The following is a 17,170-nucleotide window of genomic DNA, read 5'->3' as shown; positions in this document are numbered from 1 at the left end:
TTAAAATTTAACTTTACAATTAACTACACAAGGTTATATAATGACCTTGTAAAGTTAATGGTTTGGAGGTGTCCAGTTTGTATGAATCTTTAGAAACTTTAACCGACCCACTGATCCGCATTCGGCTTGAAGGAATGTACCGCGAACTGTCCAACACCGATCCTAATTATAAACTTCTCGTATTGGAAAGCGATGAGTTCTTCCAGCAGCTTAGAAGTGTTCTACCGGAGGATCTGCAAAAGGCTTCATTTCTGTATGAGGATACTCAGATATCGCTTCAGGCTATTCTTGAACGCTCCATCTATCTGCAGGGATTTAAAGATGCACTCTATCTCTTCAATGAACTACAAATTTCATCACATGGTTAATTCGATCTTTTATTTACAATATCCTTTTTCTAACCGGGGTACAAAAAAAGGGCTCATTCAACTGAATGTGCCCTTTCATTGTGAATATGGATGCCGAGGACGGGGGTCGAACCCGTACGGTACTCAACTCTATCTCTTCAATGAACTACAAATTTCATCACATGGTTAATTCGATCTTTTATTTACAATATCCTTTTTCTAACCGGGGTACAAAAAAAGGGCTCATTCAACTGAATGTGCCCTTTCATTGTGAATATGGATGCCGAGGACGGGGGTCGAACCCGTACGGTACTCACGTACCGCAGGATTTTAAGTCCCAGAAGTCATTTGGACTTTAACAACCTGCAGTGGAATATAAGGGAACCTACAATCCGCAAAAAACCTTGTAGAATCAAGGATTTTTACGGTTTTTCGTGTTTTCCTTAGAGCCACAAGGGTTTCCGGCAACATACAACAAAAAGAGCAAATTTAGCCTTTGGAGAGAACTGCGAGAGAACTCGGAGAGAAAAATGAGAGAACCAGCCCGCTCCCTACCATTGACAATATGTTCGGAGCAAACCTCCGGGGAGGTTTTTATAATGACACAAACAACCGTTATCACCATTGCCAATCAAAAAGGTGGCACAGGCAAGACTACCACCGCCTACAATCTGGCGTGCGCCTTGTCCTATGAAAATAGAAAAGTGCTGCTGGTTGATTTCGACCCACAAGGCAATCTGAGCATGTGCTTTGGAATCGAGAATCCAGATCAGCTTAAGTTTTCAATGTTCAATATTATGAACGCCCTCATGAGCGACGAACCACTGCCGGCTCCTGAAGAATACATTCATAATCATGGCAATATAGACCTCATCCCAAGCAACATAGAACTATCCGTTGCTGAGATTAATTTAAGAGATGAAATGGGTGGTGAAAAGACTCTCACCACATTATTGGAATCCATGAAGCAAAGATATGACTATATCATTATAGACACAAATCCCTCTCTTGGTCTACTAACGATAAATGCCCTGGCAGCCAGCGATAGTGTGTTGATTCCAGTAAACCCTCAATTGTGGTCAGCGACAGGCCTAACTCAGCTTCTGAAAATTATCATTAAGGTAAAGAAACGAATTAATCCGCGGATTAACATTGCAGGTATTTTAATGACCATGTGTGATACTCGAACCAATTTATATAAAGAAGCCTTTCGGTTAGTGAAAGCTTATTACCAGAAAACCGTCCGCATCTTTGATGTTCAGATCCCTCTTTCCGTCAAAGTCGGAGAGGCGAATTTCTATAGTCAAAGCATTATCGAATTCAATCCTAAGTCGAAGGTAGCCACAGCTTACTGCAGTTTAGCGAAGGAGCTGATGCAAGATGAGCAATAAGCGACCTACGCCTAAGCTTTCAAGCATTGATGAGCTTTTACTTTTGTCTAAAGGGCCCAACCTTACAACATCATCCCCTGAAAATTCAGGAGTCACTTCTCTTCTACTATCCAGCCTTATTCCCTTTCATAAACATCCATTTAAGCTGTATGAGGGCGAAAAACTGGATGACCTAATCGAAAGTGTCTTGGAGAACGGTGTTCTAATTCCGGTTATAGTCCGTCCAATGGAACAAAACTCCTATGAAATCCTCTCTGGGCATAATCGCGTCAATGCCGCTAAAGCCGCAGGGTTACTTTATATCCCTTCCATTATTAAAGAACATTTGACGGAAGCAGAAGCTGTAATTATCGTGGTGGACACCAATTTCCATCAACGTTCCATTCAGGATATGTTGCCCAGTGAGCTCGCCCGTGCCCTGCAGATGCAGCTTGAAGCTTGCAAGGAGGCTAAGCAGAAGCAGAGTAAAGTAACTCAGCTTGAAAACGGCGAGACCCCTTATAACACAAAGGAATCTGAGTCCACTGTCCCAGTGGGACAGCGAACTTGGAGTGTGGATGAAGTTTCCGAAAAAAACGATATGAGCCCAACCAATATCAAACGATATCTGCGCTTGAACCACCTTCTACCAGAACTCATGGAAAGAGTAGATCAAGGTGAAATCAAGCTTCGCCCGGCCGTCGATCTCTCTTACCTAAAATCTGAAGAACAACAAACTGTGGAATCCTTAATACATGTACAGGGTTTCAAAGTAGATATGAAAAAATCCGAGCTGCTTCGAGCGAAATCAGAAAACCACATTTTCACGGAGCAAGCTGCATCAGCGATCCTTTCCGGTGAGTCTAGCCGGAAGCCAAAGAGTAAGATTCCCGCTCCATTCAAGCTAAAGCATAAAGTATATGCCAAATATTTCTCTCCTGAGAGTAAAGCCACAGAAGTTGAGGAAATCATCGATAAAGCTTTAACCCTATATTTTTCGCTCCAGTCAGAACCTGAACAACATCCCTTAATTGAAGAGGAGGAAATTTAATGATATTCAAAGATCTGGCTCATGAACAGTTTTATGAAGGTAATGTCATTCGTTCTGAGCGTCAACACGATCCTTACCGATCCGCTCTGTTTTATCTGTTAGGCCTTACAGAAGATACTCGCCGTCACATTAATGATCTTTATGATTTCAGAGAAGACAGCATTAGGCTAGAGGGCTTAAACAACGGCTGGCAGACAGGAACAACGGTCCGTCTTTCCCGCCTCGCATTTAACCTTTATTCGGGCTATACGGGAGAACATGAAGAAGAGACCCACTCTTTTAGCCCCTATCATCTGTTCGATAATGGACTCATGCCATATTTCTTTGAAGGGATCAAGCTTCGCTATCCAGCCTATGCCGTAAATATCAAACAAGATTGGCTTCCCTTTGTGCCAGCCAAAGATATCTATGATGAGCTGGAACAGTAAGGAGCACATTTCATCCATTGGAAGGGAGGATAACTATCATGGCTCGTGTTACAACACTAAGAGCCATCTATCAGTCGGCTGTATCACAAATTTCGCAGTCACCACAAGACTGGATGGATTATTTAAAATTTGCTTCTGGTATTTATAAGTACTCTTTTGATAAGGCTCTTCTCATATATATGCAGAATCCAGGGGCTACCATGTTGGCCTCCCTTCCTCTTTGGAACAAACTGGGCCGGTACATCAATCGAGGAGAAAAAGCCATTGGTGTCAGTAACTTTCAGGAGAATAGGCCTCATATAGACTATTTATTCGATGTCTCTCAAACTCATGGGAGAGTCCCTCCTCAATCCTGGAGTTTACAGAGGCTAGATTTGGTTGAACTCGCTCACAGACTATCCTCCAAGGAAACAAATGATTTAGGGTTATGTATTACACAGCTGGTTAAACAGCATATATCATCTTTTGACTTATATCAGAATATAGAGCTGGATATGGTAAATCATCCTTTTGCCACATTTCCTATTTCCGGCGTGCAAGAACAAATGCAGGAATTGATTGCAGCCAGCAGCATCTACTTCATTCATTCTCGGTGTAAGCTTCCAGAGCCAGATTCAACTCCGGTGTTCGATACTATAAACGACTGGAACAATGTACCGCTAATGTCCCGACTGGGCGGCATTCTAACTGAGATTTCCAAAGAGATTTTGCTCGATATCGGTAGGCATATCAAATTAATGCAACAAGAAAGGATGGTTAATTATGAACAAAGAGAATTTGAATCTCAACTACAGTCAGCAGACAGACGGACTTTTGTATCCTCTGATACAGATCTCCAGTCAGGCGGAGGCCGACCAACAGCCATTAGGCAAATACGGAAGGATGAGCTTAAACTATCTCAGAAATCATCATCCCCATCGATTAATGAGCCTGAGGATGCAGGGCAATCTGATGGAGAAAATGCACCAAATCGACCAAGAAGCGAACGAGAGGATGCAACAACTGACGGACCAGTTACTCCGGCTTCAGCCGATACCTCAGACCGAAGATACTCTGGAGCGGACACGTCACTTGAACCAGATCAAATCAACCGCAGAGGAATTGGTACTGAACGAGATCATCTTGAGACCCAGATAACTCCCCCTTTCCATACACTATCTTCTGAACCGCCAACCAGCGGTTCTTTTTTATTGCCTAAAAAAAACCAAAGTATAATCACATCGGAACAAGAAATGTTAGAGTATTTGCTCCGCAGTGGTATGGGTTCAATGCAAGGAAAACAAGACATCTACTCTTACGTAGTCGAACACTCGGTTACGAAAGCTCCTGACCTGATTCCTTTGCTTAAAAATCCATACGGGACTGGTGGAGCCAGAGGAGATTTTGGTAATGGCTTGACAGGATATACTCACTCTGGAAAAGGAATCGAACTAATGTGGTCTGACAGTGCAGGTTCACACGAGATTCTTATCAACTGGAGAACGGTAGCTACTACCCTCCTGCAGCTCATTCAAAATGGAAGCTATGACGATAGCCTACCCGCCTTCCCTCCGCAAGAAGTGGAATGGACATTATTTGATTACGTTCAGCAGGTGGAAGACACTAATAATCAGGCTGATTCTCCTAGAGACCCTATCCGCTTTGAACCTATAGAAATCGGATCCACCGAGAATCACAAATCATTTCCTTCTCAGTCCCTAGAAGAGACTGAAAGTACTCCTTCTGTAACACAAGACACCCTAGACCCTCCTATACTTCCTGCTTTCACACTTCAGAACTTTCACAATAATCCGGAAGTATCCCTGTACCCATCCGGAGCTAAAAGCAAATATAAACATAATGTGGAAGCAATCCGTCTTCTTAAAAGACTTGAATCCGAACGTCGTATAGCCTCACCTGATGAGCAAAGGATTTTAGCTAGTTATGTGGGCTGGGGCGGACTAGCAAATGCCTTTAATAAGAATGCAAAAGATTGGGAATATGAAGCTACAGAGTTAAAACATTTGCTGGATGAGAGAGAATATACTGAAGCACTGAACTCCACGATTACAGCCTATTACACAGAGCCGGAGTTAATTCGTTACATCTATCAAGCACTCGAGCGTTTTGGCCTAAATGACGGAGAACACCGTAAAATCCTTGATCCTGCTATGGGTACCGGAAACTTCTTCTCTGTACTTCCTGACACCTTACAGCAAGCAAAGCTTTTTGGCGTTGAACTGGATGGAATCACGGGTAGGATTGCGAAGCAATTATACCCCTTAGCACAAATCCATGTTCAAGGTTTTGAGACAACAAACTTTTCTCCGAGTAGCTTTGACGCCATTATCGGTAATATCCCTTTTAATAACATCCAAATTTTCGATCATCACTTTAATGACAGCTACTTAATCCATGATTATTTTTTCATAAAATCTATGGAATTGGTGAAGCCGGGCGGGATCATAGCCTTTATCACCAGTAAAGGTACACTTGATAAACAAGACTCTTCGATCCGCAAAGAGTTAGTAAAACAAGCCGATCTCATTGGTGCTATTCGCTTACCAAATACTGCTTTCAAAGCAGTTGCCGGTACTGAAGTAACTACCGACATGGTATTCCTGCAGAAACTGGATCAGCCCCGGCAGCTGGACACTGAACAATTCCCAGATTGGATTTCGGTCTCCCGCACATCCGATGGCATTCCAATCAATACTTATTTTGTTCATCATCCCGAAATGGTGCTTGGAGATATGAACTGGGATCGTAGCATGTATGGTTCAGAACGAACTACTGCTTGCTTTCCAAAACCTGCCCAGAATCTATATGCCGACTTAAGCGTCGCCCTTCATTCTTTAAAAGCACAATTTTCAGCCTTACCCGATGACATTCAAATTGAGAACTTAGAGGATGGGCAGGAACAAGCGCAACCAGCCGATGCAGGAACCAAGAATTTCACTTACGTGATCAAGGATAATCAGATCTATTTCTGCGAGAATGAATATTTACTTTTCCAAGACATCAAGGGCAAAAAGGCAGAACGCATTAAAGGATTATGCGACATTCGAGATGCCCTCAAAACAGTGATTGACATTCAGTCCCGAGAATATGGTTATGACATCTCTGAACTCCAACAGGGACAGCAGCGACTAAATGAGGTCTACGATCAATTTGTCAAAAGATACGGTCCCATTAATGATCGAGCCAATACTGCCGCTTTTTCAGATGATGATCAGCTCCCACTACTACGCTCCATTGAGGATATGACACCCGAGAAGAATTGGGTAAAAGCTCAGGTGTTCACTAAACCCACGATTCGTCCGAACCGCATGCCAGTACATGCTGATTCAGCTTTACAAGCTCTTCAAATCTGCCTGAATCAGAAGCTCAAAGTAGATCTATCCTATATGTCGAGACTATATGGAAAATCAACAGAAGAGATCTTAGATGAACTTGGAGACCGGCTGTTCCTTAATCCCCAGAAATATGTTGGCAATCAAGACGAAGGCTGGGAACTGGATGAAGAATACTTATCCGGAAATGTAAAAGACAAATTAGCCTATGCCAAGCTGAAAACATCGGAATATCCCGAGGTGTTTGAGCGTAATGTAACCGCCCTGAGTGCTGTGCAACCTGCTCCACTATTACCAGGCGATATTGATTTCCGGATTGGCAGTCCGTGGATTCCAATCAAGTATTACCGTGATTTCATGTATGAGACATTCGGAACGGCGGGATATCATCAATCTGCTGGAAATATCAATGTTGAGTACATGGAATATGCGAACTCCTGGCGCGTCTCCGGCAAATCATTGGAACGGGAATCAATAAAAGTAAACCGTACTTTTGGTACATCACGGGTAAATGCATACGACATTTATGAAGGCACTTTGAACCTGCAGAGTATTACTGTTCGTGATCCGGTAACCTACTTTGACCAGAATGGTAATGAACAAATCAAATACGTGGTCAACGCGAAGGAAACGATGATTGCCCGCGCCAAGCAGCAGCAAATCAAAGAGGCCTTTTCATCTTGGCTGTTCAAGGACAAAGACCGGGCAGATTTATTGCTAGGTATCTATAATGAGAAGTTTAATACTCTCCGTCCACGTACGTATGATGGCAGCCATCTTGTATTTCAGGGTATGAGTGAAGAAGTGGAGCTCCGGCAACACCAGCAAGACGTTGCAGCAAGAATTATATACTCAGGGACCGCCCTTATGGCTCATGAGGTGGGTGCCGGTAAAACCGCTGCTATGATTGCTTCAGGCATGTATTTAAAGCAACTCGGAGCCATTCAAAAGCCACTTTATTGTGTTCCCAATCACTTAACTGAACAATGGGCTAATGAGTTTATGCGCTTCTTCCCTGCTGCCAACATCCTGGTAACCACAAAAAAGGATTTCAGTATGCAGAACCGAAATCGCTTTGTTTCTAAAATCGCCATGGGTGATTACGACGCAATTATCATCGGCCACAGCCAATTCGAAAAGATCCCTATATCTCATGAACGTCAGGAACAATTACTGCAAAATGAAATCAATGGAGTTACCCAGATGATTGATCAGGTCAAACGGGAAAAGGGTGACAACTGGACGATTAAACAGATGGTCATTTTTCAGAATCAACTAAAGCATCGATTGGAGCGTTTGGTCAATGAGGATAAAAAAGACAACTTGCTCTACTTTGAACAGCTTGGCGTTGATATGTTATTTGTCGATGAAGCGCATGCCTACAAGAACTGTTTTACTTTTACCAAAATGCGCAATGTCGCCGGTATAGGTAAAACAAGTAGTCAGCGTGCCATGGATATGCTCTTAAAATGTCAATATATCCAGGAAATAAATCAAGGCAGAGGTGTGGTGTTCGCTACAGGGACACCGATAAGCAATAGCATGTCTGAGATGTATGTGATGCAGCGTTATTTGCAGCCCACGGTCTTAAAGCGACTCGGATTGGACTTTTTTGATAATTGGGCTGCCACCTTTGGAGAAGTTGTCTCCTCGCTCGAGATGACACCTGAAGGCAGTGGTTATCGCATGAAGTCCCGGTTTGCTAAATTTCATAATCTCCCAGAACTGATGAACATATTTCGCACCGTTGCTGATATTCAAACTGCCGAAATGCTCAAGCTTCCGGTTCCCGAATTGAAAGAAGGGAAGCCGGAGATTGTCGTCACTGAATGCTCTCCCTTCCAAAAAATGATGATGGACAGCTTTGTCGAACGTGCTGAGAAAATCCGTAACAATGATGTGCTGGCTACCGAAGACAATATGCTGAAATTAACGAATGAAGCCAAGCTTATGTCCATTGATCCCCGTATGGTGAACCCTGAAGCTCCGGTTGAATCTGATTCCAAGTTAAGTCGATGTATCAGCAACGTTTTTGATATTTGGGAACAATCCAGATCTGATCGACTTACTCAAGTCATTTTCTCTGATAGTGGCACACCCAAGCCAGGATACTTTAATGTCTATGATGAAACAAAAACACAACTAATCAATAAAGGAATTCCTGAACAAGAGATTGCATTTATCCATGATGCTAAAACGGATATACAACGCGAGGAATTATTTGAACAGGTTCGCCGCGGTGAAGTAAGTATCTTGCTCGGATCAACACAAAAGATGGGAACTGGAACGAATGTTCAGGATCGACTTATTGCAGCACATCACCTTGACTGTCCCTGGCGTCCGGCGGATATTACTCAACGTGATGGACGTATCCTTAGGCAAGGTAATAAAAACAATATGGTCCAGATCTTTCGCTATGTAACCAAAGGGACATTTGACAGTTACCTCTGGCAGATTCAAGAGCAGAAGCTCCGATACATTTCACAAGTAATGACCGGCAAAAGCATATCCCGTTCCTGTGAGGACGCTGATGAAACGGTTTTGTCGGCTGCCGAGGTAAAGGCCATCGCTACAGCTAATCCCCTTCTTACAGAAAAGATGCAGGTAGATAATGAGGTGATAAGGCTGAAGTTGCTCAAGGCCAATTGGAACAATGAGCGTCTAATAATGGAAAGACAGATTTCACAGCAATATCCGCGGGAGATACAAGCTTGTGAACAACGGATTGAGCGTCTGAAAGTTGATCTAGCTTTGGTTGATCAAACGCGAGACGACGAATTTCTAATTGTGCTTGAAGGGAAAATCTATAATGAGAAACCACAGGCTGGAGAGTTGCTACTCCTTCTTTCGAAGGTGAATGAGTTTAACAACGGAGATTCAATACATGTTGGAAGATACCGTGGATTTGAACTTTATTTAAGTCGATCTGCATTTAATATTATCTCTATTAAGCTCAACGGAGCCGAGACATATTCTGTTGATTTAGGCGATTCGCCTATCGGGAATATTACTCGATTGGAGAATGTTATTGAAAAAACACCAGTAAACCTCCATTCTGCTGAACAGAGGTTATGTGAAATTCAAACGCAATTCGCTGAAGCCACTATTGAAGTAGGTAAGCCATTCGAATTTGATCAAAAGTTGCAGGAAATGCTTACTCGTCAGGTAGAGCTTAACTCACAGTTAGAATTCCAAGAATTGAAAGATCAAACATTAATGATAAACATAAATAACAAAATATCGGAAATAGAACAATCCGATAAGTGGGAATACGAATCGTAGAAACACATTTAAGTAACTATGAATACTTGCAAATTTTCCGACAAAAGTTCTTACATTATCTTAAAATTATAATTTTGAATGAGCAATTTCATTGGAAATCAGCTTTAGAAATGATAACCACAGACGATCTTCCTAATACTTTTGCCCTCCCCCAAGAATTAATCACGACAAATATATCAGTAGTTTATGACAAATCATCTATTCCCTATAGAAAAGCATTTCCTTCTTGTTCAATCGACAATACTAGATTTATAATAGAAGGAACATGTTGGAAAAAACCTCTTTAGAATATGGGGGAATAGGACTTATGTCGTATTCGACAAGATATACTACATTATCAGATGTCACAGATGAATACTGGGACGAGTTATTAGTTAATCATGAAAAAATAACTGAAGGTTATTCTGATACTACCAGCGCTGTCTTTATTGCATCATTAAATGAAGAAGATAAACCGTATTTGCAAAAGATCTTAAAACTTGCTGATTATGAAGATGAAATTAAGTGGAATGAACATTTAAAGACTCACAAAAACTTTATGGATTTCTTGTTTCTCAAAGAATTTCTAAAAAGAAAGAAAAAAGCTATAGATGAAATATTCGATAAAAAGCTTCCGGATAATGAAGCAACCAAAATATCAACTGTAGTAAAGTCAATAAAATTATTTCTCACTAATCCCTCTTGGCTTTTTGAAGTTTTGGTTCTTCATGAATGGAGGAACAAAGCTTCAGGCGATGTTTTCACTTCAACTAAAAAGTTCACTTCGAAAATAGTAAATAGTTTAAGTACAGAAAAGGGATACCAAGACACCATTGCAAATGTTTTATACAATAATTCCGGAAGAAATAATGATTATAGAATAATTGCACACTGTCAGCTTGGAGAACATTATTTTTTGTATATGATATACAAACTAACTAAAGATACTAAAAGACCTGGCTATGATAAAGCCAAAAGAGTAAAAGATAGAGATCAAGTTATGTTTGCAATTCAAACAGAAGAAAAAACACTTGAAATTAAAGCAATGAAAACTGATTTACGCGGTATAAAAAAATACTTCACTGATGAATTGGGATTAACTCTTAATGAGATTCAAAGAGAAGTATTCACAGAATACAAAGTTAAAGATATCGTTCGGCTCTTTGAAGAAGGAACACCAGTAACTAACGAAAATCCAGAAGACTTTGTCATCGATCGCATTTCTTTTTCAAACTCTTTATTAAGTAAGTCTCCTGATTTAATTCTTCAATTGAACGGAACTGATATTTGGCCAAGCGTGATGGACGCTTTTCAGCGTAGAGTAGTTGACTTAAACAGTCTCAAGGATATAAAGAATATTTCATTTCATTCAAGCAAACATTCAAAATCAATACGATCAATTTCACTAGAAAATGGAGACGTGGTTTTCAAACTAGACGATAGTAATTTGAGTACAGCAACTAAAACATTAATCAACAACAATTTTTTCAAGAAATTCGGATTTCCTCTGGATCGCCCAATTAAAAATAAATTCACTGGTGGTCGCGCTCTCAAAATCGATCAGATCTTTAGATTTTCGAGACAGGATCAACTTGAAAATGATCAAAAGCAAATGTTCGATGAACTTATTACTTTGAAACTTCTAGAGTTAAAGCAAGACGATAAATATTCGTGCAATAACTGCAACTTCTATACAATTAATAAGAGTGAAGTGATTTTAAATACTCATGACATATTAGAGTGCCCAGAATGTCATAATGATATAAAAGTTACTCCGGAAGAAGAAATAATAGCTAACAATGAAGTTATGGAAAAATATATTTATGATTTGTTCGATACTCTTCTAGAAAGAGATTCTCGATTAGAAACTAAAGGTTATTCTCAACAAACTATTAGAAAGAAAAAATTTAAATTCAAACGTTTTTTATTTGAAAATCGTTTATTTCAAGTTCTTGTGACGAAAAATGTGCTTTCAAAAAGAACGCTGGAGAATATTGAAAGGAAATTAATTCCTACTATAGTGATATGTTACGGCGTAGATCAGCAAACAAGTGACATCTACTCACTTGATACAATTGAGCAGCTAACATTCGGACAAATTTATGTAAATAATGATCAACAAGATTTTAGTGTATTTATGGGTAAATATATAGAAGATCTAAATAAACGTACGCATCATTTGGTAGTAACAGCCGCTATGAAGGCTGTTAAAAATCTCAATTTTATTAGTGGAAAAACAACTGAGTTAAAAGACAAATATGACGATAGTGATCTTGAAGATGATGTTTTCCCAGTTATAAAAGATATGTTTCCCAATTCTGAAAAGTGGGGAAAAGAATTAATTGGTAAACCAATACCTGAAGGACTTTTTGCAATTCAGTACAAGGAAAATGCCCCTTTAAACTCTTCCGAGATGAAATATGCCTTTACTTATGATTGTAAATTCACTAAAGATCCAGCTGGATACACATTAGGGTCAGGTGAACATCGTAAGGCCTTGCATTACGTCAAACAACTAAATAGTTTAGTTGATATCTCAACTTATTGTACTCCTCATGAAGTAACATCACATATTTTCATAGGAAATAAATTTAGAAAACGTCAAATTTTTGCAATGGCTGACTTCTTTAGAAGAGAGATTGTTAAAGGATATACAACAAAACCAGTTTTTATAGACTGTAAAGATTTAGCTTATCTCCACGAACAGATAAGTAGCAATAAGGAAAAAATCCAAAGAGTTCCTGACATATTCTTCAAACAGATGGTGGCTATTTTTACAACGGATGAAGTTCTGATAACAAAGGAGTATATTGACGACCAGTTTCGGGATATTGGAATTGCAGCCAGAAGTTATTCACCTCTTGATACAACAGAACTAACTATTAGCCTAACAAAGAAAAAATAACAATTTTCCTGTAGTTTATGATAAAATGGACACATGCGAACACATATTCGCATGTGTCCATTTGTTATTGGAGGTGCTCCTTTCATGGAGTTAAAAATCAATAAAAATATTCAAACCAATCATAAGCTTTTCATTGAAAACAGTATTAGCCAAATTTTTATAGAACAGTTTAACTACAGTCAAAGAATAAAGGTGCAAGAATATTGGATTGGCTTTTGTTTTTATTATGAATATGCTTTTATTCTAATCACTAACAAAGAAGATGAAATTAAATTTTATGATCAAATTAATTACGATACCATGATTCCTGATTCCTTTTTAAACAGTCTATATGAACACACTTCATTACTTCCGTTCCATTACAAAAATTGGTTAGCAGATTCCTATGTCGAATTAATCCGTAAGGATATTGCCCAATCTTTATTGTTTAATCGGCTTAATCTTATCCATGACCCTTCAAGTAGTTCTATTCACTGGAATTGGAAAAGTCATAACATATCACTCCAAATGAATAGCTCATTTGCATTTGAAGATATCGGAGGTTTTATAAAGAATTAATAATGTTATTATTTAGTTTTTCTTAACTTACTCTATATCCCCTCTCTCATCCTAGTTTACGATCCTGATAAACGAAAATGGTGTTGGTTCAATTAGGTGTTAATTATTTGTATACTGGCACAAACAAAAAAAGGCACGCCTTTAGACATGCCAGAATTTCCTCTCTTGAAGTTCTTCGTTTAAATGATCATTTTAAACATATCTAATCCCATATGTTCTCTTACCATTAGTATTTTTAATAATAATGATATGTTATTTCACTAATTAACGGATACGCTATTTTAAATTTCTTTTCAATTTGCTCCTTACTCATGGAGATAATCGCTTCCAATTCACTAGATAGTAAGACACTAACCGTACGACCCTCAACGTTGTCTATCTTAGATTTTTGTGCGATACCACTTCCAACAATTTTTGCCCAATCCTCTTGTAATTCATCCAAATCATAATCCGATTTCGATAAAGCACCGAAGTTTCGAACATCAATTTCATGAAGTAAACGGACATCTTGTTCGTCACTTTTCAATGTGTTTATTAACTCCTTTGTTACATCACGCACTTGCTTCTTTAGTGACTCTAGAGTTACATTACTATTGAATTTCACTCTAACTAATGGTATTCCGCTCATTTGAAAAATCAGGTTCTTTCGTTCATCGCGAATAGCCGCAGAATCAGTTTCATGATATGTGCTATCTTTCTCAATTGCAAGGACTGGAGTATATGTGGTTGTACTAATAATGGCATAGTCAACATGAGCCATAAATAGATAATTAACATGCTCTTGTGAAACAAGTTCTTTTATTTTCTCAACATCAATAATTGTTTTCAAACTAATGTTTGGGAATATAAAGTGTTGCGGAAATAAATCAATTAATGCATGATACAAGTTAATCTCAGATTCATGATAAAAAATAGGCCTATATAAGGACGCCTTATCAACTCGAATTATCTGACGTTCTAACTTAGGTTCAACGTAATTAGATACTAATTCTTCAATAACCGGTTCTAATATATAGGAATTACTATTGGGAATAATTAATTCCAAATTCAATAATTCTTCCAAATTTTTTTTGACATAAGACTCTTTTTGTCGCGTAGCCTCTGATAATTCATTAAATGTGGGTTGTTGGTCAGATAAACGATAGAGAGCAAATAATATACTTTTTTGATATTTTGTTGTTTTCTTAAAATAGATGTCTTTCAAAGTCTGATTTTTGTTCTTTTTTTCTTTAATTAGATTTTCAATTCGCTTTTTGTTATTTTTATGCATTACTTCATTAGGAGCCAAAGAGATTGCTCTTTCAAACAGGGATAGGGCTGTTTCGTATTCTTTATCATGCTCTTCATAGATTACCCCTAAATTATTGAAAATCGCATTTGTTTCTTTTCCGTTCTCAATAGCCTGTGAATATACTTTTTTAGCCTCTTCAATGTAACCACTCTTTTTTAAAGAAAATGCAAACTCAAAGTAGTAACCTTCTATTGAAAGATGAGAAAAGTAAATCTTTGCTATAGTTCCGTATTCACTCTGCTCAAATAAAAACTTCATTGGATCAAATGATTTGAATGCGTCACCTGCTATTTTATTAATGATTTCCTTGTCTCGTATCTGAGTTAATTTTGAACAAAATTCAATTAAAAGTGCTGTTTTTCTAATGTCGTTTATATTTTTTATTAAATCCCAATATTCTTTGATAATACCTGGAATTGAGTTTTCGCTAGACCATTTCAGCACTTTATTGGCACATTTAGCAAGATTCTTGATTTCTTTGTCTGATAAAACAACCTCGTTAATTGCATACCCCTCTGCATTAAACTCACCTAGATTAAGCTCTATCATCCAACGAGTTAAGAAAATCAAATCTTGAACATCAGTATTCTGTTTTAATATTGCCGAAAGCTTTTGCAATAGTAAAAGGTATGAACATTCCTCTGATGAAAAATACTGAACCTCATCTAAGATTAGTTTAAGGCAGGCATGTATATGGCGATTGAACTGTTTGCGTGGCACATTCATGTCCATGATAATTTTTATTATCTCAATATATGCCTTTGTAAATTCAAAGACACTAGGAATATGATAAAAGACACAATTGTTTATATCGCCTATATTCCAATCTTTACTTTCATAAATTATATCAACCGGAAAGATAATCGTGTGTATTAACTCTTCAGGAGATATAAACTTCCACATGTTTAATAATGAATTCGAGAATGAATTTAGATGATTGTATTGAATAATAGCTTCAATAGCGATATGCATTAAGTTATAACTATAGTCGAATCCTTCTACTGATTTAGTTCTTTCATCATCTAAATATGATACTAATTCTTCTTCCATTTCATTATGAAAAATTTGGTAGGCATATTTATAATGCCCGCCTTTCACTAGTCCATATTTGATTATGTATTTAATATGAAGTTCCCAGCTATAAGCCTCTGATTCATCTAATAGAGTCAGAATACTATGCATCTTCTCAATGACATAGTGTACCCTAGGAAAAAAGTTTTCTTTTGAATAAAACTCTTTTACTTCTCCGTCTAAAAGGGCCACTCTATACTTCTTGGGAATCTCTATCAAATATATTAGTTCTTGCGGAGTATTTGCTTCAAACAAAGGCGTCGCCTCCAAATGCTTATTAGTAACTGTATTATATCATCTAATGATCCATTAATTTGATACTGATTTCATCACTTTTTCGATTCCAAATCATATTTAAAAAGGGGTAAATATGAAAAACAATCTCTTTTTAGATAAAAATCAAATCATCCAAGCCAGTATCACGAACCTAGTACAATTCGCCAAATCCCATGGCTACACCCTCAAAAACGGCGGCCGCCGCGCACTACATGCAAAGCACAGTGGCGGTCTTTACTTTTTCAAAGACAGCAATAAGTACTATCATTTCTCCACCGATACCCACGGCGGCCCAATTGACTTTGTAATGCAATTCTGGAATATGAGTTTCAAAGAAGCCGTAGCTTTTCTGCTGGGAAGTGAAATCCCACGCTTCACTCCTCTGCCCTATTCTCCTCAAACAGCCGGCCAGCTCATCCTTCCGGACAAGGCATCCAACTATAGACGAGTCGCTTGGTATCTCGTACACGTTCGAGGGATTGACCCTGAAATCATGTCCCACCTCATGCACGAAAAAAAGCTTTTCCAGCAATCCAAAACTGGAAACTGTGTTTTCGTCGGATACGATCAAGATGGAGTTCCTAAGTACTGTTCAATGAGAGGCTGTAATCCGAATCGACCTTTTAAGCAGGACCGGGAATACTCAAATAAAAGTTATCCTTTTCATATCTCACCTCGTCATATTAGCCAGCGAGTTTACGTATGTGAAAGCCCCATCGACGCCATGAGCCATGCCACACTCACCAAGCTGAACGGGCTGGACTGGCGAGCAGATCATCGAATCTCCCTTGGTTGCTTATCAGATCATGCCTTAGAGCGCTTCCTATCCCAACACACTATTAATGAAATCATCTTCTGCTTAGACAATGATTATAACGCCACTTATCGAGATGGCAGCCCGGCTCCCAATTGGGGACAAGAGGCTGCCTTTAAATTTGCCCATAAGTATGATGAGTTAGGATATCGGACCAGTATCCAGACGCCACACAATAAGGATTTCAATGTAGATCTGGTTTCTATGCGTCAGCCCATAACCGAAGAGAAATCACCTATTCATGAGGAGGATTGTGACTATGAACTATAGATTTTTTTCTCATTGGATAAAAGAACTGCCGTCCCACCACCAGAGGGCACCGCCCGATGGTGGTGGTGTAAAGGCAGGAATAGCAAAATGTCATTTTGCAAGAAAACAGCGTGGAAGCAGAGCTTCCACCGACATTTTTAGTGATTTTTACCCGGCAAACGAATGTCACTTAAGTACATCAAAGGGAAGGAGAGAC

General features: G+C 38.8%; 10 protein-coding genes. 9 read left to right on the top strand and 1 reads right to left on the bottom strand.

Annotated elements, in window-relative coordinates; genetic code table 11:
- Window positions 1–77 precede the first annotated feature (77 nt).
- From QW71_RS03520 to QW71_RS03490, 8 genes are all read left to right on the top strand, one after another.
- Window positions 78–368 (top strand): hypothetical protein, encoded by a 291-nt coding sequence (locus QW71_RS03520; protein ID WP_039293329.1) that lies wholly within the window; start codon window positions 78–80, stop codon window positions 366–368.
- 578 nt (window positions 369–946) lie between these two features.
- Window positions 947–1,738, top strand: a complete 792-nt coding sequence (locus tag QW71_RS03515) for a ParA family protein (RefSeq protein ID WP_039293328.1) — start codon at window positions 947–949, stop codon at window positions 1,736–1,738.
- Window positions 1,728–2,768: a ParB N-terminal domain-containing protein gene (locus QW71_RS03510; RefSeq protein WP_039293326.1), complete on the top strand. Its 1,041-nt coding sequence runs from the start codon at window positions 1,728–1,730 to the stop codon at window positions 2,766–2,768. Before QW71_RS03515 ends, QW71_RS03510 begins: the two co-directional genes overlap by 11 nt.
- Window positions 2,768–3,196 (top strand): DUF6075 family protein, encoded by a 429-nt coding sequence (locus tag QW71_RS03505; protein WP_039293324.1) that lies wholly within the window; start codon window positions 2,768–2,770, stop codon window positions 3,194–3,196. The genes QW71_RS03510 and QW71_RS03505 overlap by 1 nt, the downstream gene beginning before the upstream one ends.
- A 762-nt stretch (window positions 3,197–3,958) precedes the next feature.
- Window positions 3,959–4,333, top strand: a complete 375-nt coding sequence (locus QW71_RS39680; protein WP_152679685.1) for a TnpV protein — start codon at window positions 3,959–3,961, stop codon at window positions 4,331–4,333.
- A 95-nt stretch (window positions 4,334–4,428) separates the two neighbouring features.
- Window positions 4,429–9,810: an N-6 DNA methylase gene (locus tag QW71_RS03500; protein WP_306766024.1), complete on the top strand. Its 5,382-nt coding sequence runs from the start codon at window positions 4,429–4,431 to the stop codon at window positions 9,808–9,810.
- Between the two features lie 265 nt (window positions 9,811–10,075).
- Window positions 10,076–12,694, top strand: a complete 2,619-nt coding sequence (locus QW71_RS03495) for a hypothetical protein (protein ID WP_152679683.1) — start codon at window positions 10,076–10,078, stop codon at window positions 12,692–12,694.
- 84 nt (window positions 12,695–12,778) lie between these two features.
- Window positions 12,779–13,252 (top strand): hypothetical protein, encoded by a 474-nt coding sequence (locus QW71_RS03490; protein ID WP_039293309.1) that lies wholly within the window; start codon window positions 12,779–12,781, stop codon window positions 13,250–13,252.
- Window positions 13,253–13,487: 235 nt separating this feature from the next.
- On the opposite strand, the gene QW71_RS03485 is transcribed toward QW71_RS03490, so the two are convergent.
- Window positions 13,488–15,869 carry a DUF2726 domain-containing protein gene (locus QW71_RS03485; protein WP_039293306.1) on the bottom strand — a complete coding sequence of 794 codons (2,382 nt, stop codon included), beginning with the start codon at window positions 15,867–15,869 and terminating at the stop codon, window positions 13,488–13,490.
- A gap of 115 nt (window positions 15,870–15,984) precedes the next feature.
- Here QW71_RS03485 and QW71_RS03480 point away from each other — a divergent pair, with 115 nt between their 5' ends.
- Window positions 15,985–16,974: a DUF3991 domain-containing protein gene (locus QW71_RS03480; protein WP_039293304.1), complete on the top strand. Its 990-nt coding sequence runs from the start codon at window positions 15,985–15,987 to the stop codon at window positions 16,972–16,974.
- Window positions 16,975–17,170 lie beyond the last annotated feature (196 nt).

Source organism: Paenibacillus sp. IHB B 3415 (assembly GCF_000802655.2).
Taxonomy (GTDB): Bacteria; Bacillota; Bacilli; order Paenibacillales; family Paenibacillaceae; genus Paenibacillus_AQ; species Paenibacillus_AQ phytohabitans.
The sequence above is the reverse complement of the archived record's forward strand: the minus strand, read 5'-3'. Positions and strand labels throughout refer to the sequence as shown.